The organism is Synechocystis sp. CACIAM 05, assembly GCF_010222815.1.
In the GTDB taxonomy this organism is placed as follows: Bacteria; Cyanobacteriota; Cyanobacteriia; order Cyanobacteriales; family Microcystaceae; genus Synechocystis.
This window is the reverse complement of sequence record NZ_CP019225.1, coordinates 3,480,415-3,502,257: the sequence shown is the minus strand read 5'-3', so window position 1 is coordinate 3,502,257 and position 21,843 is coordinate 3,480,415. Positions and strand designations below refer to the sequence as shown.

20 protein-coding genes are annotated in these 21,843 nt (G+C 48.9%); 3 read left to right on the top strand and 17 right to left on the bottom strand.

The features are described 5' to 3' along the window. Positions 1 to 33: 33 nt before the first annotated feature. The 15 genes from BWK47_RS16395 to BWK47_RS16325 all read right to left on the bottom strand — a co-directional run bounded on the left by BWK47_RS16395 (position 34) and on the right by BWK47_RS16325 (position 17,113). Positions 34 to 717 (bottom strand): pseudouridine synthase, encoded by a 684-nt coding sequence (locus BWK47_RS16395; protein WP_162329484.1) that lies wholly within the window; start codon positions 715 to 717, stop codon positions 34 to 36. Positions 718 to 755: 38 nt separating this feature from the next. After that, on the bottom strand, positions 756 to 1,727 hold the full coding sequence (gene sds / locus BWK47_RS16390) for a solanesyl diphosphate synthase (RefSeq protein WP_010871207.1): 972 nt from the start codon (positions 1,725 to 1,727) through the stop codon (positions 756 to 758). A gap of 867 nt (positions 1,728 to 2,594) precedes the next feature. After that, complete coding sequence (locus BWK47_RS16385) at positions 2,595 to 3,287, bottom strand: ABC transporter permease (protein WP_010874357.1); 693 nt, start codon at positions 3,285 to 3,287, stop codon at positions 2,595 to 2,597. 135 nt (positions 3,288 to 3,422) lie between these two features. Continuing rightward, positions 3,423 to 4,571, bottom strand: a complete 1,149-nt coding sequence (locus tag BWK47_RS16380) for a CobW family GTP-binding protein (RefSeq protein WP_162329483.1) — start codon at positions 4,569 to 4,571, stop codon at positions 3,423 to 3,425. 104 nt (positions 4,572 to 4,675) lie between these two features. Further along, on the bottom strand, positions 4,676 to 5,323 hold the full coding sequence (gene hisIE / locus BWK47_RS16375; RefSeq protein ID WP_014407168.1) for a bifunctional phosphoribosyl-AMP cyclohydrolase/phosphoribosyl-ATP diphosphatase HisIE: 648 nt from the start codon (positions 5,321 to 5,323) through the stop codon (positions 4,676 to 4,678). Between the two features lie 148 nt (positions 5,324 to 5,471). After that, complete coding sequence (locus tag BWK47_RS16370; RefSeq protein WP_162329482.1) at positions 5,472 to 5,861, bottom strand: cyclic nucleotide-binding domain-containing protein; 390 nt, start codon at positions 5,859 to 5,861, stop codon at positions 5,472 to 5,474. A gap of 158 nt (positions 5,862 to 6,019) precedes the next feature. Next, complete coding sequence (locus tag BWK47_RS16365; RefSeq protein WP_010874353.1) at positions 6,020 to 6,973, bottom strand: glycosyltransferase family 9 protein; 954 nt, start codon at positions 6,971 to 6,973, stop codon at positions 6,020 to 6,022. A gap of 301 nt (positions 6,974 to 7,274) precedes the next feature. Then, positions 7,275 to 8,234 (bottom strand): glutathione S-transferase family protein, encoded by a 960-nt coding sequence (locus BWK47_RS16360; RefSeq protein WP_162329481.1) that lies wholly within the window; start codon positions 8,232 to 8,234, stop codon positions 7,275 to 7,277. A 111-nt stretch (positions 8,235 to 8,345) separates the two neighbouring features. Continuing rightward, positions 8,346 to 10,157, bottom strand: a complete 1,812-nt coding sequence (gene lepA / locus BWK47_RS16355; RefSeq protein WP_162329480.1) for a translation elongation factor 4 — start codon at positions 10,155 to 10,157, stop codon at positions 8,346 to 8,348. 156 nt (positions 10,158 to 10,313) lie between these two features. Further along, positions 10,314 to 13,004, bottom strand: coding sequence for a DNA polymerase III subunit alpha (locus BWK47_RS16350; protein WP_162329479.1), 2,691 nt, complete (start codon positions 13,002 to 13,004; stop codon positions 10,314 to 10,316). A 109-nt stretch (positions 13,005 to 13,113) separates the two neighbouring features. Next, on the bottom strand, positions 13,114 to 13,503 hold the full coding sequence (locus BWK47_RS16345; protein ID WP_162329478.1) for a hypothetical protein: 390 nt from the start codon (positions 13,501 to 13,503) through the stop codon (positions 13,114 to 13,116). A 45-nt stretch (positions 13,504 to 13,548) separates the two neighbouring features. After that, entirely contained in the window at positions 13,549 to 13,935 is a 387-nt protein-coding gene (locus tag BWK47_RS16340; RefSeq protein ID WP_162329477.1) for a hypothetical protein, read from the bottom strand. 143 nt (positions 13,936 to 14,078) lie between these two features. Further along, on the bottom strand, positions 14,079 to 15,059 hold the full coding sequence (locus tag BWK47_RS16335; protein ID WP_162329476.1) for an NAD(P)/FAD-dependent oxidoreductase: 981 nt from the start codon (positions 15,057 to 15,059) through the stop codon (positions 14,079 to 14,081). 110 nt (positions 15,060 to 15,169) lie between these two features. Further along, positions 15,170 to 16,771 carry a serine/threonine-protein kinase SpkC gene (gene spkC / locus BWK47_RS16330; protein WP_162329475.1) on the bottom strand — a complete coding sequence of 534 codons (1,602 nt, stop codon included), beginning with the start codon at positions 16,769 to 16,771 and terminating at the stop codon, positions 15,170 to 15,172. A 33-nt stretch (positions 16,772 to 16,804) separates the two neighbouring features. Then, positions 16,805 to 17,113: a DUF3067 family protein gene (locus BWK47_RS16325; RefSeq protein ID WP_162329474.1), complete on the bottom strand. Its 309-nt coding sequence runs from the start codon at positions 17,111 to 17,113 to the stop codon at positions 16,805 to 16,807. Between the two features lie 44 nt (positions 17,114 to 17,157). Between BWK47_RS16325 and BWK47_RS16320 the strand changes: the two genes are divergently transcribed. Beyond that, positions 17,158 to 18,141, top strand: a complete 984-nt coding sequence (locus BWK47_RS16320; protein ID WP_162329473.1) for a class I SAM-dependent methyltransferase — start codon at positions 17,158 to 17,160, stop codon at positions 18,139 to 18,141. Between the two features lie 35 nt (positions 18,142 to 18,176). Next, positions 18,177 to 18,578, top strand: coding sequence for a hypothetical protein (locus BWK47_RS16315; RefSeq protein WP_162329472.1), 402 nt, complete (start codon positions 18,177 to 18,179; stop codon positions 18,576 to 18,578). Between the two features lie 161 nt (positions 18,579 to 18,739). Here BWK47_RS16315 and purH read toward each other — a convergent pair whose 3' ends face one another. Further along, positions 18,740 to 20,275 (bottom strand): bifunctional phosphoribosylaminoimidazolecarboxamide formyltransferase/IMP cyclohydrolase, encoded by a 1,536-nt coding sequence (gene purH, locus BWK47_RS16310; protein ID WP_162329471.1) that lies wholly within the window; start codon positions 20,273 to 20,275, stop codon positions 18,740 to 18,742. A gap of 59 nt (positions 20,276 to 20,334) precedes the next feature. After that, entirely contained in the window at positions 20,335 to 21,156 is an 822-nt protein-coding gene (locus BWK47_RS16305) for a creatininase family protein (protein ID WP_162329470.1), read from the bottom strand. Between the two features lie 142 nt (positions 21,157 to 21,298). Here BWK47_RS16305 and BWK47_RS16300 point away from each other — a divergent pair, with 142 nt between their 5' ends. After that, the gene (locus BWK47_RS16300; protein ID WP_010874339.1) at positions 21,299 to 21,796 is read left to right on the top strand and encodes a transcriptional repressor; all 498 of its coding nucleotides are present in this window, start codon (positions 21,299 to 21,301) and stop codon (positions 21,794 to 21,796) included. Positions 21,797 to 21,843 lie beyond the last annotated feature (47 nt).

Genomic DNA, 21,843 nt, shown 5'->3' with positions numbered 1-21,843 from the left:
CTATTTTAATGCCCTGGGGGGAGGGAGCCTTGATCAACGGCGATCGCCAAATTTTTTCTGCCAGGGACCATTGGAATTTCCCGTTAAGAGTTGCTGGCAAAAATTTTCTTCCCAAGGGGTCAGGGGTCGCCATTGCCCCGGACTCAAACCTTCTAGAGTTAAGCACCAAGTTGCCGCTGACTTACCTTTGCCCCGTTGGGGAGAGCGACCAGTAACCTGTATTTGCACCCGCACCAGTCGTAGGGTAGGAAAGCCCACCGCCGCCGTCATCCGACGTACCTGACGATTGCGCCCTTCCGTTAGGGTAATGCTTAACCAACTGGTGGGAATGGAGGCTCGATAACGAATGGGAGGATTTCTGGGGGGAAAATCTGGTTCAGTGATAATTTTGGCGATCGCCGGTCTGGTAGGGTAATCTGCGAAAGTTATGCCCCGCCGCAGGGGTTCTAGGTCTTCGTCCGTTGGAGAGCCTTCTACTTGGGCAAAATAAGTACGTTGGTGGGCAAACTCCCGGTGGGCCAAACGATGCTGAAGTTTACCGTTGCTGGTGAGCAGTAATAGTCCTTCGCTATCTTGATCCAAACGCCCCACGGGATATAAATCTGGCAAATTAATATAATCCTTCAACGTCGGCCGGGGATGGGCAGAATTATCGGTAAATTGACACAGAACTCCGTAGGGTTTGTAAAAAACAATGGTTTGGGGAGTTTTATTCAACGCAATCAAGCCCGCTGGGAAAAAATCTACGGGAAAACCTAATGGAGACGACCAAGCACATAATCAACTAATTCCAACAGAGATTCTCTCGGAGCGGACATTTCCAGCACACTCAGATGTTGCCGGGCCAGTTGCGCTTGGTTCGCGGCCAATTCCCTTGATCGCCGGATACCATCCCCCTGTTCTACCAATTCCAGGGCCTGTTCCAAATCCCCCGCCTGGGCAAATTCCCGTTCAATTAATTTACCAAGTAGGGGATATTTTTCCATGGCAAATAGGGCTGGGGCGGTGATGTTGCCGCTGATTAAATCTGACCCGGCCGGTTTCCCCAAAACCTCCGTGGGGGAAGTGAAATCTAAAATATCGTCCACAATCTGGAACGCTAACCCCAAATGTTTACCATATTCGTAAAGATGATCACACACATCCCGGGGCGCATCGCTCAAAACCCCCGCTGCCTTGGCACTGTTGGCAATGAGAGAGGCAGTTTTAAAATAGCTTTTTTCCAAATAGGTTTCTAAATCTGTGTCGGTGTCAAAACGATTGATGCTCTGTAAAATTTCCCCCTCCGCAAAGTCCCGAATTACCTCCGACAATAATTTCACCACCTCCAAATTATCTAAGTTAGCCAAATACCAAGAAGATTGGGCAAAGAGGAAATCCCCCGCTAACACTGCCACCCGATTGTCAAATAAACTATTCACCGTGGGCACATTCCGCCGCAGATCCGCCTCATCCACCACGTCATCGTGGACCAAACTAGCGGTGTGGATCATTTCGGTAATTTCCGCCAGCCGGCGATGGCGCGCCGTTAATTCTTGGTCTAATAGGGTGGCGCGGGAAACTAACAACACAATGGCCGGCCGCACCCGCTTTCCCCCTGCCTCAAATAAATGTTCCGCCGCCGCCCCCAGGATAGGATGCCGAGCACCGACAAGCCGCTTGAGATTATCCGTTAATAAACGGAGGTCTTGGTCAACGGGGGCAAACAGGGAGGTAGTGGAGATCATCGGCTGGCCAAACTTGGCAGATGTGTTTACGAAAGTTTACATATCTTGATGCTTATTTTAAGATAACCTCTTGTGAACTAAAAATGTCGATTCTGGATTTTTGGGGCGATCGCCGCCCTTGACTGAATTTTGTTCTACTTTTGCGCTGATGCTAGAGCAAAAAAAGATCCCCGGACTCGGGCTGGCTGTGTTAGGCTAGGGGTAAGGATTTGCAATCAATTACAGAGAGCTCTCCAGGGTCTAGACTTTGTCTGATCCCCGGTTTTTTGGCGTCGAGTCGTACTCATTAGTACTATGTCTGTCTCCATGGCGATCGGGGCAGTGGGAGATTCTAGGGAAAAATAACATTGATTCTAGGGTGTTGAGCAACGGATAAGGATTACGGAGTCCTCGGAACATTGCCCTTGGGTCAGGAAATAATGAAATATACTGCCCTCGGAGTTGGTCTTGGATGGGATGGCAGATCGTTACAACCAAATTAATCACAGTAGTTAATGTTTTTGAGGGACATTATGGTTTTGAAAATATTGTTGGTGGCATCAGTATATATTTTGACAATTTACGGAGGTTTATTGCTCCTTAAGTATGTCATTGATCAGCAAACAAATAAGTTACAACCCTAATTAAATTAGCTGACTAATTAACTGATTTAGTTTATAGCTAATTCAACTAAGCATAGGGCAATATAAATAACCAAGGTAATTTTAATATGAACCTTGCAGAAATTCTTACTGTCTTAATTTTATTTCAAATAGCTATAAAATTTACGGAGTAAAAGTTAGTTGTTAAGGGGCGGGGCAATGGTTTTCATTTCTACTTTTTCGTAGACGTGAACTTTGCTCTGTCCAAACCTGTTTTTTGTTCTACTCAACTAGAAGCACTAGTGTAAAATCGCAGGGCAAATTGCCAAAAATAATGGGAAAGAGTCAACAGGGCGATCGCCAATCCGGCGGTTGCCAGTAACCAGATCGGATCAAGCCTGCCCAACATAGCCTCGGCGGGCACCGTGGTCAAAAAGGCAATGGGAATAATAAAAGTGAAAAAGATGCGGTAAATGGCGGGATAGGCCACCATGGGGTAACGCCCTGCCTCGAGGAATCCCTTCAGCACTTCAGTGACGTTATAAATTTTGACAAACCAAATGCTAGTGGCTCCTAACATAAACCAAATGCTATAGAGAACAATACATCCCAATCCAAGGAGTATCGTCCCCAACACCAAATCCCAGGCTTTTAGGTTTAAGCTCACCCCTGCATAGACAATCAGCCCCAGCCCAAAGCAAATATCCGGTACACCCCAGGGGGACAGTTGCCGGAGGGAAAGCCAAAATTGACTACTGATCGGCTTTAACAGCACAAAATCCAGAGTGCCTTGCTCCACATAACGCACAATGCGATTCAGGTTGGGAATAAATAGGGTAGCCGCTAACCCCTGGAGAATGGTGAACATCCCCAGCACCACCAACGCTGATTGCCAATTCCAACCTGCAAAGCTATAGCCAGTGCGATAGAACAAAAACAGGCTGAATAAACTGCCCCCTAGATTCACCACACTGCCCACGCTAGCAATGACAAAGTTGAGGCGATACTCCAACTCAGCGGCGATCGCCGTTTGCCAAAATAGCCCTAAAACCCGGCGGTAGGTAGAAAATTTGATCAAAGGTTACCAATGTAAGAATTTTGCTGGTTAGTTCGCTTAACCCTTACCAAAACCTTTACCTTTGCTCTCCGTCGGCAAGCTCAAACAATGGTTAAGTTGTTCACGGATTTTGTCATGGTCTAGGTCTTGACCAATTAACACCAACTGATTCGATTTTTCCCCTTTCCATTGGTCATCTTCCAGGCTAAAACGCTTGCCACTGAGGTGAAAAATATGCCGTTTTGGGCTTTCATTGAACCAAAGAATACCCTTAGCTCGGAAAATGTTGGGGGTTAATTGATTATCGAGAAAATACTGGAACTTACGAATGGAAAAGGGCTGCTCACTGCGGAAAGAAAGGGAGGTGAAGCCATCCATTTCTAGGTGGTCACTGTGGTACTTTTTGCCATGATCATGGTCATGGTCGTGATGATGATCATGGCCATGGTGGCTATGGTTATGGTTTGGATCTTGGCAATCGGGGGCACAATCGTGGTCATGGCCGTGATCGTGGCTATGGTGATGGTGCTCGTGTTGTTCGGGAGCGTATTTGTCCGACTCAAACAGTCCCACACTGAGAATCAGGGGTAAAGGAACTTCCGCTTTTTGGGTGCGGAGAATTCTGGCTCCCGTTTTTAAATCCCGCAAACGGACTTCTAAAGAATCTACGTCTGCTTCCTCCACCAAATCAGTTTTATTAAGGACAATGATGTCTCCGTAGGTGATTTGACTTTGGGCCGCCTGGCTATTAAATAAATCCAAACTAAAATTCTCACAGTCCACCATGGTAATGATGGAATCCAGTCGGGTCATATCCCGCAATTCTGTGCCTAAAAAAGTCAGGGCCACAGGTAAAGGATCAGCTAAACCTGTAGTTTCCACTACCAAATAATCAATTTTCTGTTCCCGTTCTAAAACTTTATAAACTGCTTCAACTAAGTCTTCATTGATGGTGCAACAAACACAACCATTGCTCAATTCCACCATGTTTTCGTCACTGGCAATGACCAATTCATTATCAATGCCAATTTCACCAAATTCGTTCACCAAAACGGCGGTTTTAAGTCCCTGTTGATTGCTCAAAATATAGTTTAACAGAGTGGTTTTACCACTGCCCAAAAAGCCAGTGATGATGGTTACCGGCAATCCCTGTTTGGGAATGGCCATCGCTTCTGAAGTCTGGGGGGCATGGTCAACGGTGGACATATTTGTTGCTAAAACTGAGAAATTTTGAGGAAGGGAAAACTAGGATTCTCCCCGCGTTTTTTCATGGTACCACGGCTTTTTGAACTGACCGAGGCTGGGCACCGTTAACGGCGACGATCGCCAAGTTTGCGATAAACGGCCCGTAGATCAACGTTGTGATGGGCTAGGGCCACCAGGGTGTGGTAGAACAAATCCGCCACTTCTCCGGCGATGGCTTCCGGGTCATCATCTTTGCAAGCCATGACCACTTCCGCACTTTCTTCGCCAATTTTTTTGAGAATTTTATTATCTCCCCCCGCCAATAATTTACAGGTGTAGGATTCGGGGGTGGGGTGATCCCGGCGATCGCCAATGACCCGAGCCAATTCCGTCAACATATCCGCTGGGGGAGGGGATTTATGGCCGTCCAGTTGATGGAAACAACTCCGTTCCCCGGTGTGGCAGGCAATGTCCCCCTTTTGCTCAATGGTAAGTAATAAGGCGTCGCTGTCGCAGTCGTAGCGGATGCCCAAAAGTTTTTGAAAGTGGCCGGAGGTTGCTCCCTTATGCCATAGTTCTTGGCGGGAACGACTCCAATACCACACCTGTCCCGTGGCTAGGGTTTTCGCCAGGGCTGCTTCGTTCATCCAGGCCAACATCAACACCGTGCCGTCCAAATAGTCTTGGGCGATCGCCGGCACTAATCCCTGGTCGTTGTAGCGAATTTTATCGAGGGGGACAGCGTTAGCCAAAGGCAAATCAGAGTGGCTCATCAAAGGAAGGATGGGGGAATTCCGCCCCGCAGAACGGCTTGACATTTCTCTTTCTAGCCTATCACTGGCCGTATTCCCGGAGGAAGTTAAGCAACTGCATTCTCCCCGCCCTGTCCTCTGGCTTTCATAAACCCAAATCGACTTGGCTCTATTCGGCGATCGCCTTCTCGTACAATGCTTTCAAACTCCGGTAGCGGTCTGAATAGTTCTGGATCACTTCCAAGGCAAACATCGGGGTTTGTTGCACTGCAAACAGAAAATGTTCCCGGTCCATAGCCACTAACTTGCAATCGGTTTTGGCGATCGCCGAGGAAGCCCTTTGATGATCGCTGTGGACAATGGCTCCTATGCCAAAAATGCCTCCGGCCTCAATGGTTTCAATAAACTTACCTTGCAAAGTCATCTCTACTTCGCCTTCCAACACCCCAAACATAGACAATTCCACTGCCCCTTCCTGGAAAATTACCTCCCCAGCTTTGTAGTTCTTTTCCACCGTCTTACCATACGTTTGCACCGTATTCATCATAATGCTAGTCATAACAAATTTCTTCCAAAGTTAAGAGAAGGTTAAAGAAGATTGACTCTAGCCCAAGAAATTAGGCCACTAAGTTTTTCACCTATCCTATCAGTGAAAGAGGCAATGGTAGCTTTTAGCAGCTCTCTATAGTTTTCTTAAACTGTGCCGAAACCGATTGTTTAGCGCCAAATTTTCTTCAATACTAGGGCTGGTTTCACATCTGCTTCCTTGCCACTGGGCACCTGTAAACCAATGAATTTTTCTTGGTCCGGGGGAATAATGCGAGCTGCGGGGGTTTTACCCAAAATAGCGACGGTGTAGGTCCCAACGGCGATCGCCAAATGCATGGGAATCCCCTCCGTGCAAACCACTAAGTTAGCTCCAGCCAACAGAGCCGCCATTTTACCCACATCCCCTGGACGTATGGCAACTACCCCCGGATGTTGATCCTGCATGGCCTGCACCCAGCCCGTATTCTCCGCCGGGGGAATCAGCACAATTTTTAACCCCGGTTGTTTTTGCTTAATGTCTGCAATGATTTCATGCCATTGGGCAATGGGGTAAGGGAAATCCCCCGTGTCTGGTTGACGTATGGCTCCGCCATTGAGCACCACATAACCACCACTTCCCAGGTCTAACTTTTTCTGGGTTGCCTCCATCCACTCAATGTCAGCCTTGGGCAGACTAATTTGGAGCGGAGGACAGGGGCGGTTAATACCAAAACCTTGGGTCAGATCATGGAAAAGGAAAGGAACATACTGATCCGGTTTAAACGGCACCGTCGCCGACAAAAAGAAACCAGCACTGCTCTGGTAACCCACCCGCTGGGGAATGCCATTGAGCCAGAGAAGCAACTCAATTGTCCATTGCCGGGCCACCGTTAGCACCGCTTCATATTCCCGGTCACGGATAACGCCCAACAGATTTAAAAAGTCCGCCAGACCGTTACGATCCCGATAATCGAAGGCCAGCACCTCATTGACCTGGGCACAAACCCTGTAGGCCGACTTGGCCCTAGGTTCCACAATTACGTCAATCGTTGCCTGGGGGTATTCCGCCTTGAGGGTGGCAATGGTTGGGAAAAACAGGATTTGCTCGGAGATTCCACCGGGGACAAGGGCTAGGATGCGCATTGTTCAAAAGCTGAAACAGCAGCAAAGGGCGTTTTAATCAGATTCACTATAGCAACTTTTTCGCCAATCCCCGCCTCAGCAATATCCTCGACAATTAACAAGAAGGACTCTCCTTCACCGCAAAACTTCCATAGCGATAATTTTTTGCCAATGATCCCATACTTACCCTGCCCTGGTTTGGACTCGGAGCTTACGACTAACGCCAAATTTAGAACACTGGAGGCCCCACAGTAGTATGAGCGTTAGGAATTATTAGCCAAGGTGAGATTAGTCTAGGGACAAGGATAATCGAAGACAATATTTAGGCTAACGATAAATCCAACGCTGGCCCCATTGGTACGATTCCCGTGGGATTAATATTCAAATGACTTTCGTAGTAATGGCCCTTGATATGTTGAAAATTAACAGTTTCAGCGATGCCAGGTTGGTGGTATAAATCCCGTAGATAACGCCACAGGTTGGGATAGTCCTGAATCCGCCGCAAGTTACATTTGAAATGCCCCACATAGACCACATCAAAACGAATCAAGGTGGTAAATAAACGCCAGTCCGCTTCCGTAATTTCGTCCCCTGTTAAATATTGATGCCCCTGTAAAATTACTTCTAACCAATCCAAGCTTTCAAATAACGGGGCGATCGCCTCTTCATAGGCGGCTTGGGTCGTGGCAAATCCACATTTATAAACGCCATTGTTAATGGTGTGATAAATCCGGTCGTTGAGGGCATCAATTTGGGTACGGAGAGCTTTGGGATAATAGTCCCCAGATTTTGCGCCCAGCCCATCAAAGGCACTGTTGAAAATTCTGATAATTTCCGACGATTCGTTATTAACAATGGTTTGGTTTTGTTTGTCCCACAGTATGGGCACCGTTACCCGACCACTATATTGGGGGTCTGCCTGGGTATAAATTTGGTAAAGATACTCCGCATTTAATAACGGATCGGGCACTATCCCAGGGCCGGGGGCAAAGGTCCATCCCTTTTGCCGCATTAACCAATGGACAACGGAAACATCAATCATCCCTTCTAAACTCTTAAGTTTACGGAAAATCAGGGTACGGTGTGCCCATGGACAGGCCAAAGAAACGTAAAGGTGATAGCGTCCTGCTTCAGCTTTAAACCCGGCATTACCCGTGGGCCCCGCCGATCCATCGGGGGTAATCCAATGGCGAAATTGGGAGTCTTGCCGTACAAATCGCCCCCCTGTGCTCTCGGTGTCGTACCATTGATCCTGCCAAATTCCGTTGACGAGTAAGCCCATAATGTTCCTGCGCTGAAGATTGCCATTATCCCATTATGAGAGTTGCCGCTTGGGTTGGCGATCGCCAATGGAGAATATTTCTCACCGTTAGTCAGCCATAGTTATCCCAAACTATTGGGGATCTAGCTTCAGCACCGCCATAAACGCTTCCTGGGGCACATCCACTGTCCCGATCGCCTTCATACGTTTTTTCCCTTTGGCTTGTTTTTGCAACAGTTTTTTCTTACGGGAAATGTCGCCACCGTAGCACTTGGCCAAAACATCCTTACGCAAGGCAGGAATATGCTCACTGGCAATGACCTTGGCCCCGATCGCCGCTTGGATAGGCACTTTAAACTGATGGCGGGGAATTAATTCTTTTAACTTACTGACCATGGCCCGGCCAACGTAATAGGCCTTATCCCGGTGGACAATCATGGCCAATGCATCCACCCCATCACCGTTAACCAAAATGTCCAGTTTGACCAGGGGATTTTCCCGATAACCAATTAATTGATATTCCATGCTGGCATAGCCCTTGGTGCGGGATTTTAACTGGTCGAAAAAGTCTGTGACCACCTCCGCCAAAGGTAATTCATAAATTAAAGCAGTTCGGGTTTGGGTAAAAAATTTCATATCCTTGAACACCCCCCGCCGACTTTGGCACAGTTCCATCAACGTGCCCACATAGGTTTCCGGGGTGATCATCTCCACTTTGATGAACGGTTCTTCCACTTTCAGCCGTTTTTGAATGGGGGGCAATAGACTAGGGTTATCCACTTCAATTACTTCTTCATCGGTGGTGGTAACCCGATAAATTACCGACGGAGCCGTGGTAATCAAATCCAGGTTATATTCCCGTTCCAACCGCTCTTGGACAATTTCCATGTGCAGTAATCCCAAAAAGCCGCAACGGAAACCAAATCCCATGGCGCTGGACGTTTCCGGCTCGTAGGACAGGGCTGCATCGTTGAGCTTTAGCTTCTCCAACGCATCTTTTAAATCGGGATATTGATCCGCGTCAATGGGGAATAGCCCACAAAAAACCATGGGGTTAGCTTCGGTATAGCCCGGTAACGGTTCCGCCGCAGGACTGTTGGCCATGGTGATGGTATCTCCTACCCTCGCATCGGCCACCGCCTTAATGGCCGCCGCAAAATAGCCGACTTCCCCGGCATGTAACGCTTCCACCTGTACCTGGGTGGGGGATAAAACTCCCAATTCATCAATGACATACTCCTTATCAGAAGCCATTAGGCGTACCTTATCGCCTTTCTTCACCTGGCCATCCATCACCCGGAAGTAAACCACTACTCCCCGGTAAGCATCGTAATAACTGTCAAAAATTAACGCCCGCAGGGGTTGATCCACCGTATCCGCTGGGGGGGGAACCTGTTGGACGATCGCCTCTAAAATGTCGTTCACCCCAATGCCAGCTTTGGCAGAAGCTTGGATAATGTCACTACAATCTAGCCCCACCACTTCTTCAATTTCCGCCGCTACCCGGTCTGGCTCCGCACTGGGTAGGTCAATTTTGTTCAACACTGGAATAATTTCTAGATTGTTATCCAACGCTAGGTAAACGTTTGCCAACGTCTGGGCTTCCACCCCCTGGGAGGCATCCACCACCAACAAGGCCCCTTCACAGGCGGCTAAGGAACGGGAAACTTCATAGGAAAAGTCCACATGGCCCGGGGTGTCAATCAGGTTAAGTACGTAATCCTGACCGTCCTTAGCCTTGTAATTCATGCGGGCGGCCTGGAGCTTGATGGTGATGCCCCGCTCCCGCTCCAAATCCATATTGTCCAGGAACTGCTCTTTCATTTCCCGTTGTTGCACCGTATCTGTCACCTGCAACAGGCGATCGGCCAAGGTGGATTTACCGTGGTCAATGTGGGCAATGATGGAAAAATTGCGGATGCGGCTAACGGGGACGTCGGTCATGGGGGGCAGGGCAATGGAAGTGTGATCAGATCAATAAATCGCCTTCACATTGTAATCCTTTCCTCGGTTAGAATTGCGGACCCCACCCTCAGTCATGCGTCAGGCGATCGGGCATTTGTGCTTCAAATTGGGACGCAGTTTGGTACATAGTGTCTATTAGATCCTCCCAGCGTTAAGTAATGGAGAGAGAAGACGATGGCTGTCAAGAGCTTCTTCAGTTTGGTTAATATTTGCTAAAGTCAACAATTCCAGTTGCCTAGCAAAAATTTCTTCGATCGCCAACAGTTGATAATCGTTGGTTAAAAAGCGGTGGTCAGGGGTGGCTCGGAGCACTGAACCATCTTCCAATTCATATTCAAATACTTCTTGCTCTCCCCGGTCATGCCATTGGGCGATCGCCTGGGTATAAACTCTCCCTTCCGGATCAACGCTATACACAGAACAATTAATTTCTTCACTCACAATTTTACCAATGGGTAATGGGCCGTATTCAACGGTTAAAATTTCGGTGTCAAAACTGAGGCAATATTCCGCAAACTTAACCATCTGGTCAAACAAATTTTCCGCGATGCGGGAAGGCACTCCATGTTTAGTGGAACCATCGACAAATTTCGCCCGATGTTTTTGCATTTCTTCAGCTTTCTTTTTACCCATCGCCCGCCGCAACAAATCCGCTTCTCCTAGGGAATAATCAGCTAAATCCTGAGCCATTTTCATGATCTGCTCTTGGTACACGAGAACTCCATAGGTTTCGTTGAGAATGGGTTCTAAAAGTTTATGCTGATAGGAAATTTCTTCCCGGCCGTGTTTACGGTTAATGAAAATAGGAATTAGTCCTGCATCCAATGGTCCAGGGCGGTACAAAGCTAGAATAGATGAAATATCTTCAATGCCAGATGGTTTTAAATCCCGTACAATCTGTTTCATGCCCTGGGATTCCAATTGAAAAATTCCCTCTAAATCCCCTGCTTCCAGTAATTTGTGAGTCTTTTTAACGTCGTCGGGTAACTTTTTTGAACCGGTGCGGACACGAATTTGTAGGGCTTTTCGTTCCTGTAAAGGTAAGTCGTCCAAATCTAGTTCGATACCTTTTGTTTCTGCGACTAACTCCACCGCTCGCTGTAGGGTAGTCAGATTTTTCAAGCCTAAAAAGTCCATTTTCAATAGACCCATGGCTTCCACATCTTCCATGTAATATTGGGTAATTACTGCCCCATCATTATTCTTTTGCAACGGCACAATTTGATCCAAAGGTTCGGAGGAAATTACCACCCCAGCGGCATGGACACCGAAGGTTTTGTTCGTTCCTTCAATGCGAATGGCCATATCGATCCATTTTTTTACCCAAGGTTCATTATCATAGCGAGCTTTAAATTGGGGCTCCGGAGTTTGGTCGGAAATCATCACCTTTAATTTGGCCGGTTTACCCCTAGAAACAGGGATCATTTTGGCCATTTTGTCCGATTCTGCATAGGGAATATCCAAGACCCTCGCCACATCCTTAAGCACTGCTTTGGAAGTCATGCGGTTAAAGGTAATAATTTGGGCAACCTTATCTTCCCCATACTTTTGGGTAACATACTCAATCATTTCATCGCGGCGATCAATACAAAAATCCGTATCTACATCGGGCATAGATTTCCGTTCTGGGTTCAAAAAGCGCTCAAAAATTAGTCCATGATGTACTGGATCAATGTTGGTGATTTTCATGCAATAGGCCACTAAAGATCCCGCTGCTGAGCCTCGCCCTGGTCCTACGGGAATGCCATGATCTCGGGCATATTTAATGTAATCCCAAACTACAAGAAAATAGGTGCAAAAACCCATTTTTTCTAACATTCTTAATTCATATTCCAGGCGTTCTTTGTACACCGGAGGAATATCAGCCCTTTCTCGACATTTCAACCTTTCTAACAGACCATCCCAGGCAATATCTTCCACATAGGTTTCAGGGGTATGGTTGGGGGGAATGGGATAATGGGGAATGCGGGGTTCCCCTAGAATGCTGTAGGCTTCAACTTTATCGGCTACTTCCAGAGTGTTGGCGATCGCCGTTTCGATGATATCGTCCGGCAAATGATCTCGAAAAAGCAAATGCATTTCTTCGGCGGATTTGAGATATTCTGTGCCGCTGTAGCGCAATCTTTTTTCTTCAGTAATTAACTTACCCGTTTGAATACAAAGGAGGGCATCATGGGCCTCCACATCGTTGCAGGAGATAAAATGGGAATCGTTGGTGGCAACAATTTTAATGTCTAATTCCTGGGCAATTTTGACCAAGTTAATATTAACTAAACGGTCCTCCACAGAACCATGGTCTTGGATTTCCAAATAGTAGTCATCGCCAAATAAATTCTTATACCATTTAGCTACTTGGCGGGCATGGTCTAAATCTCCTTTTAAAATTGCTTGGGGCACTTCACCCCCCAGACAAGCACTGGTAACTATCAACCCTTCTTTGTATTGTTCTAGCAGCTCTTTGTTAATACAAGGTCGAGCAAAAATGCCGCTGCCTTGAATACCTTTCAAGTTAGAAATGGTGGTGAGTTTAACTAAATTTCTGTAACCCTGATTATTCTTCGCTAAAATTACCTGATGGAAACGACGGTGACGCTTATTAATTTCAATGTCACCATTTATCACATACATTTCATTGCCAATGATGGGTTTAATCGGTTTGCCCCGGCAGACTTTCAGCAATTCCACCGCCCCATACATCACCCCATGGTCCGTTAAGGCGATCGCCGGCATACCCAGTTCAATGGCCCGGTCAATCAAGGCGGGTAATTGGGAAGCCCCATCCAGGAGGCTATAGTCGCTGTGGATATGGAGACCGACGAAGGACATGGCTAACCGTTCAACAATAAACCCCCATCATAGATCTTTTCTCGCAGACACCATGGTTCAAATAATCATTCTCCCATTTTGACTTTGACACCAACGAAATTTCCACTTCCTATTGGGGTACCACCATCATTTGTTCTAATTGGCGAAACAATTCAGGATTTTTTTGTAAATAATCAACAATGCCAGCCGCCTGGCGGGCCATCTCATTCATCAGCCCTGGCATGGCTTGGATTTCCTGAATGATGGTGGGATTATTCCTCAATATCTGCTCCATGGTTTTAATCACCAGATCAGGATTTTCCCTTAGTAACTGCTCTGCCTGTTGGATAAGTTGGGGATTTTGCTCCAGTTGTCGTTGTACTTCGTTGAGGTCGATCGCCTGGGCTTGCAGAGTAGGGGAATTAGCTCGAATAATTTGAGTCGGTTCGACTGTGACTGCCCCCACAGGCGCAAGGGCTAGAGTGAGGGTTAAACCACCGGAGAACAGGGAGGAAATCATAAAATCTGGGGTGACTGGGGTGAAGGAGTTTCCCCAATTCTAGCCTTAGTGATTGCTGTGCTCCATGGGTTTTTCCATGGGCTTATCGGTCATGGGCATTTCCTGGGTAGGTACTGCACCATGGCCCTTGCCTCCTTTGTGACCACCGAAATAGGACATATTTACTTCGCCAAACGCCACCATTCCCATGGTGACAAATCCAGCGGCGATCGCCCCCATACCTACCATGCCAACGGAAATCACCCCCATGGGCACAATGCCAATGGCCACTACCCCCATGGGAGCTACCCCCACTGCCACATAACCCGTTGGAGTAATGCCAAAGGAAAATAGGCGGGCTTGGTACCATTTACGGGAAGGATCCGGGCTGCTGCAGTCTAAAGACTGATTGTTTTCCGGTGACTTGGTTTCGATGGGGTTTTCCGTGGACATGGGGAAACTTAGTAAATTTCTGCTAAAAGAATGCCCCCCATCCTAGTCAGAATAACGCCCAAGGGTCAAAAGACAGCCCGTCAAACTTGGTTTCCCGATGGACAAGGGCGAAAGTCCACTAACTTTATTGGCCAATAATTCATTTAATGAATCCATTTGCGGGGTTCACTGGCCCGGCGAATGTTGCGCCAAATTTGGGTAGCGGCCAGGGTGCCATCGGCCACCGCTACGGACACCTGGTTTAAACCTTTTTTCAAATCCCCCAGGGCAAAGATACGGGGATCGCTGGTTTGGGCCATGTCATTGGTGACCAAATTTTCCCCATCCCATTCCAAACCTTCAATGCCCTTGAGGTAATGGTTATGGTACACAGAACCCATGTTGATCAAACCCGTTGTGGCTTCCACCACAGTGCCGTCCACCAATTCCACCCCACTCATTTTGTGGTCTTCTCCCAAAAATTTGGCGATCGCCGCTTCGTGGAGAGGATAACCGTGGTCTGCTAACTTAGCTTTCATTTCATCACCGACAGTGCAAAGCCCATGGGTCAAAACAGTAATGTAGGGCGTAAACCAATTCAAAACAAAGGCAGCATTAATTTGTCCTTCGGTGCCCGCAATCAACACAGCCTTTTGATCCCACATATCAAACCCGTCACAAATCATGCAAACGTGCAGAGTGTAACCGGCATAGTCATAAACATTTTGCATATCCTCCAACTGGGGTAGATTGTCGATAATGCCCGTGGCGGCGATGACATATTTAGTCCGAAAAATCGGATAAAGACTATCTTTCTTACCCACTTTCACCTTCACGGCAAGGGTATCTCCCTCATCGGTTACACCTTCCACATAACCCCGCAACAAATCTGCGCCCCAATGGAGAGCCTGTTGGGTGCTGTGGGTGATGATGTCCCGCCCCGGTGTATCGGGATCTAGCCCCACATAGTTGCGTAAATCCTGCATCCAGAAGGATCGGCCCCGACCTTTTTCCACCACCAGACATTTCAGTCCATAGCGGGCTAAATAGATGGCGGCGGACAAACCCCCCATGCCTCCCCCTAAAACGATGGCATCGTAAACCGTGTCGAGACGGGCATCTAAATTTTTGCTGGATAATTTCACTGGGCCTCTCCTCGGCTTAATGTTGGCTAACTAATGACAGAACTAAATAGACAAATAAATACGCAGCTAGGTCTTAGCTCACCCAAAGTTTCTATTTTTAGTATAAATCCCTAATTTTGTCCGGGGTCGATGGGCTTTTCCCCTACTGGGGGAGCCGGCAGATTGGGCTCAGTCTCGGCACTGGGATTTTCCGGTGGGGGGATCACAGGCACCGTATTGCTGGGCTGGGGAGTAGGGGAAATCTGGGGAGGAACAGTGGGCTTGGGAGAAGGACTAGGTTTTGGTACAGGGGCTGGGGTAACAGGAATGGAAATAGTGGGTGATGGTTGAGGACTGATGGTGGGGGATGGACTGGGTTTGGGTTCAGGAATAGGGGCAGGTTCGTCCAAACTGGGTTCCGGCTCCATGGGAGTGATCGTATCCTCTGTTGGACTAGAGGTGGTTTCCGGGCTGGGACTGGGGCTGGGGGTGGGTTCCGGGCTAGGGGTTGCTGGAGTGGGAATAGGGCTAGGAGTTTCAAATAAATCTGGCCGGGGTTCCAGAGAGGGCAGGGGAGTGGGGGTTTCCTCTGTGGGTTCTTCCACCGCCGGGGGAGGATTATTGCGCCGTTGACTGGTAACCCAAAATCCCGCCGCCATGCCGCCGCCAATCACTAGCAGTACGACAAGGGGCATAACAACCCATTTCATCAATGGCGAACCCTCCGGGGTTTCGGTATATCCGGTAAACTCTTGAGTGTAAACCTTGGTGGCTTGAGTGTCGTTGGCGTTGTAGGGAGTGCCCACCACTAGGGTTGGGGCCGTAGGTTGGTGATTAGATTTGGTCTTGCCATTAGCAACGGTGTTTCCCTGGCGATCGCCTTTGGTCATGGGTACACTCCTGAAATCACCCTGGAGGGCCTGGGCCATGGCGGTGGCGGAATTAAATCTTTCCCGGGGATGGTAGCGCACTGCTTGGTCTATGACCTTAGCTAGGGTAGGACTGACTTGGGGAGCCCCCTGTCGCCAAAGGATTTCTCCGGTGCGGCTGTCACTGGTTAGATATTGGGGGGTTTTACCGGTGAGCAAAAAAATAGCCGTTAGTCCCAAACTGTACAGATCGCTGGAAAAAACTGGCCGTCCAGCGGCTTGCTCCGAAGCCATGTAACCGGGGGTACCCAACGCCACAGAATAGGCACTACGGCCATCGGGATTAACCAACGTGCCCATGGTTTCTTTGATGATGCCGAAATCGATCAGAATAGGCTTACCATCAGCTTCCCGCAGGATAATATTGTCGGGCTTAATGTCCCGGTGGATAATGCGCCGTTGATGGATAAACTCCAACACAGGCAAAATCCCCAGCAATAATTCCTCCACCGCTGTACTGGAAAAATTACCCTTTTTGGCGTGGGCTTGGGTGAGGGTCAGCCCGGGAATCCACTCTTGCACCAGGTAAAAATCTTCCCCTTCACTGAAATAGGCATACAGTTGGGGAATCTGGGGATGGTTCTCCCCCAACTCCTCTAGGGTGGCGGCCTCGCGGTGGAATCTTTCCCTTAACCATGAGGGAATTTCTGGATTTTCCAGCACTGGTTTGAGGTGCTTGATCACACACTTCCGGGCGGAGGGCATGTGGGTGTCCTGGGCCAAAAAAGTTTCCCCAAATCCTCCCCTGCCCAGGGTTTCAATAATTCTGTAGCGATTGTTGAGTAGTTTGAGTGGGGTAACCATAGCAATGCCCTATGCTCCTAGCTTGTCCAGCTTTCAAATAAACCATTCTGCGGCCCTGGCCCCAAGTTCCAGGGGAATACTAACTGCTTTGCCTAGGCGGGGTTTTTCTTTTGTTTGGGCAATGAACTGTTGCACCTGCTCCCCCCCTCCCCAGGCCTGGAGATACTGGGCGATCGCCTCTAGATTAGCGAAATAATCCTCTTCCGAGAGGGGAAAGGAAGCCTGTTCTAGGTACCGCCACATAATCTGTAGAAAAATGCGGTCTTTGATGCGTCGCAATTGCACATCGAAGGAATAACCCCATTTATTCACAATCAACTGGTGTAACTGTTTACCGGTCATGGTTCAACACCGAAACTGCCCCAGGCGATCGCCGCTTGATACCCATGCCTAGACAGGTTTGGATTTTTCAGCGACAATTTTCCCTAGTCCCATTAAAGCATTCCATGACTGTCAGCACCGCCACCCCTGCCCCCACCGCCATGAGCCAGGTCGTCAATGGTTTATTGGCCGTCAAGCCCCTGTGGAACGTGGCCAAATGGCAAGCCCGCTCCATGATGATCAAACGGGCAGAAAGATTGGGGATCCCCTGGCGGGAAACAGTAAAAAATTATCAACAGCAGGACTGGCAAAGCCATTGGCGATCGGTGGTGGATGAAAATTTAACCTACCCCGATTATTACAACGCCTCCTTCCACGGCTACGACCAGGGGCACATGTGTTGGGATGCGGCCTTTGAATTTGAAGTGGCGGCCAACGCTGTCCATTCCAGTCTTTACCCAGAAGCAGGAGCCCAAGGGGATGCCGAGTTACGACGTAGTTACCACAATGTTTTGTTGGCCCAATTGCCCCAAGCTCCCCAAACTATCCTTGATTTGCATTGCACTGTGGGCTTGAGTAGCTTTACCTTGCAAGCCTGCTACCCAGAAGCAAAATTAACTGGGCTAGATTTCTCCCCCTATTACGTCACCCTTGCCCATCACCATGGCAGAGAAAGGGAAACCGATATCAATTGGGTTCATGCCCTACCAGAGGCCACTGGATTAAAAGCCCAGACTTTTGACCTAGTTTCCGCTTTTTTGCTGTTCCATGAAATGCCCCAGGAACCCACCAGGCGAATTTTCCGGGAGGCTCGGCGTTTAGTGAAAACGGGCGGTCATTTCACTTTTATGGATATGAATCCCCGTTCCCAGGCTTATCTGACTATGCCACCCCATATTATGACCCTGCTCAAAAGTACGGAACCGTTCATGGACCAGTATTTTGCTTTGGATGTGGAGCAGGAATTACTATCCGCTGGTTTTGATCGGGTGACCATCCAACTTAATAGCCCTCGACACCGCACTGTCATCGCTTCCGTACAACCCTAGGGACTATTCCCAACTCTGACCCGTCCTAATTTGCTATGGAAGAAACTTTTGTCGCACCGAACGGAGATAGTGATAGCAATTTCGGCTTGGCTCTGGCTGCCCTGACCCAGTCTTTGCAAAAATTGCAGACTCGTTACGACGAAGTTCAGTCCCAAAGGGCTAAGCAACAACAAATCCAAGAATATCGTACTGATGTGGAAGCCAGGCTCCAGGGAGAAGCCCAGGCTGAATTGGAGCAGGAACTGGCCCGCATTCGCTCGGAATTGGAGGCGTTGTCCCTGGAACTAGAAAGTGAACTATTGACCGATCGCCAGTTGCAGAAAATGTTTTGGGATGGTCTACGGCGGGGCTTAATGGGGGACGTGTTTTGGCAAATCATCCGCTTTGGTGGCTTGGGTTTGGTAATGGGTTGGGGCCTAAAAAGCTGGGTTGGGTAAACAGTCTGCCAACAATTGAGGTTAGCATTGGCCAACCCTGGAAAAGTTTTGCTAAAAATTAATTCGGGTTTCCAGCGAGCGGCTAAAACTAGGGGATTTTAAAGTTTGTCAGTTTCCCCCAACTTCAAAGTTGAGAAGCTAGGGGACTTTTACCCTGCTCTCTAGTGGAGGAAATGGCGCACCCCGGTGAAAATCATCACTAAGCCCAATCCGTTGGCCGCTTGGATGGAATCCTGGTCCCGCATGGACCCCCCCGGTTGGATGATGGTGGTAATGCCGGCGGCGGCGGCGGTGCGGACGGAATCATCAAAGGGAAAGAACGCATCACTGGCCAGGCAAGCTCCCTGGGCTTCTGTGCCCGCTTGTTTAAGGGCAATTTCCACCGAGCCGACTCGATTCATTTGTCCTGCTCCCACCCCCAAGGTGGTTTTATTTTTGGTGATGGTGATGGCGTTGGATTTAACGTGTTTGCACACTTTCCAGGCAAAGGCTAGCTCCGCCAATTCTTCTGCACTGGGTTGTTTTTCCGTCACCACCTGCCAAGTGCTGGGATCTTCCCGTTCATCATCCGCTGACTGTACTAAAAATCCCCCGGCGATCGCCTTAATGGTTTGGCTGGGGCCGGTGGTCAGATCGGGGAGAATCAAGACCCGCAGATTGTTTTTCTTGGCTAAAATTTCCCGGGCTTCAGCATCGCAACCGGGGGCCACAATACATTCCAAAAAGGTTTTGACCATGGCCGCCGCCGTGGGGCCATCCAGGGGTTGGTTCAGGGCGACAATGCCCCCAAAAGCAGAAGTGGCATCGGCATTAAAGGCTTTTTGGTAAGCTTCCACCAGGGTTGGAGCCAAGGCCACGCCGCAGGGATTGGTGTGTTTTAAAATTACCGCCGCCGGTTCCCTGGCTTCGAATTCGTTGATAATGCGCCGGGCTGCTTCCAAATCCACCAAATTGTTATAGCTCAGTTCCTTGCCCTGGAGTTTCTCCGCCTTAGCCCAGCCGGTAGCTTCCCGCCCGGTTTGATACCAACCTGCACTTTGGTGGGGATTTTCCCCATACCGCAACGGTTGCCGCAATGTACCGCTAAGGCCAAATTGGTTTGCACTGTCCCCACTTAAACCACTGAAATAGTTGGCGATCGCCTGGTCGTAGGCATTGGTGAGGGCAAAGGCTTCCCCGGCAAATTGTTGGCGCAAAGCTAAGGGAATTTCCCCCTGTTCCTGCAGGGCCTGGAGATAGGCTTCGTACTGGTCGGGATTGGTGAGGACGGTGGTATGGGCAAAGTTTTTGGCGGTGGCTCTAATCATGGCCGGGCCACCAATATCAATTTGTTCCACTGCTTCGGCAACGGTGACCCCCGGTTTAGTAATGGTTTGCTCAAAGGGATAAAGGTTAACCACCACCAGATCTAACGGACGAATATCGTTAGCTTCTAAATCCGCTTGGTCACTGGGCAAATCCCGCCGGGCCAAAATCCCCCCATGGATGCGGGGATGCAACGTTTTGACCCGTCCACCCAAAATTTCCGGCGCCCCGGTGTAATCACTCACCTTGGTGACAGGAACCCCAGCTTCTTTGAGGGTTTTGGCAGTACCACCACTACTGATCAGGTCAAACTGAAATTCATTCACTAGCCGTTGGGCCAGTTCCACAATGCCACTTTTGTCGGACACACTCAGCAGGGCTAAACGGGCCATTGCCTTCTCCTCTTGGTAATTTTTCCATCCCCCATTATCCCCCAGGAGTTTCGTCTGCTCTAACCTTTCCTATTCAGACTAGGAGGTTGGAAATGGTACACCGCCTCGATCGCCTGACGACAACCATCGGCCAAACAATCTAGTAAAACTTCTCCCTTCTCTTTGGTGGCTACGGTGGCATCCCCCATCACCCCACTGCGACTCACTTCTTTGGTTAACCAAGCAAAGGGCAAACTCCCTTCCATGCTTAGCAGTTCTCCGTCGGCAGGAATACCCTGGGGAAATTCCTTTACTAAACGATCTTCCCGCACCAGTTCAGGCCAGAGGGCCATCATTAAGCTGGTTTCCCCATCCCCCGCATGGATACCGTGGGTCATCTCTTTGGGAGTGAGTAAATCCGCCGCACAATGGGGCATCCGCCAAGTAAAAAAGGGGAAAATTTGTAAATCTGGATAAATCTGGTGCAGATCCCGAGCGGCAATTTCCAACACCTGAATTTGGCCCCCGTGGGAGTTGAGCAAAATCCATTTACGGAAGCCCGATTGATACAAGCTCGCCGCCACTTCCTTGAGAATAACCAACAAAGTTTCTGCGCTGAGGGTGATTACCCCGGGGAAACCCATATGTTCATTGGATTTGCCATAGTACAAAGTTGGGAGCACGTAGGCCGGAATTTCCGCCCCTAAAGTTTGCAACGCCTTGCCCAAAACCCCCTCAGAAATGGCTGCATCCACCACCAATGGTAAATGGGGGCCATGCTGTTCAATGGAACCCAGGGGCTGAATAATAATGGTTTTGTCCTTATCCGGCAGAGCTTCAATATCGGTCCATGTTAGGTAGGCAAAATAACGCTGGGGGGGAATAAGGGCGGAAGGTCGCATGGTTCAGATTTTCAGACGGGGGAAGATAAATAAAACTTTTTCTAGGATCTATTCTCAATAAGATTCCACTATTGCAACTGCTGAGCCAAGGGACTATGATGGATCCCATCGCCCAGACTGCTTCTAAGCGCCCCCATAGAACATGTCCTACACCGCCGATTCCCTCAAAGCCGAACTTAATGCCCGTGGTTGGCGACTGACTCCCCAGCGGGAAAAAATCCTCACCATTTTTCAAAATTTGCCGGAGGGGGAACATCTCAGTGCCGAGGAGTTACACCATCGTCTGGAAGAAGAAAGGGAAAAGATTAGCCTTTCCACAGTTTATCGCAGTGTTAAGTTGATGTCCCGCATGGGCATTCTGCGGGAGTTGGAATTGGCAGAGGGGCACAAGCACTATGAATTGCAACAGGCTTCCCCCCATCACCATCACCATGTGGTCTGTGTGCAATGTAATCGCACCATCGAATTTAAGAATGATTCCATTCTCAAGCAGAGCTTGAAGCAGTGTGAAAAAGAGGGTTTTCAGTTGATCGATTGTCAGCTAACCGTTACCACCATTTGTCCCGAAGCAATCCGCATGGGTTGGCCCTCCACTCTGCCTAGTAATTGGGCTTGCACCCGCAGTATTTCCTTGGCTTAGGATAGGATTTTCGCAGGAGTACAAAGCATTATTTTCCCACCAGTTCA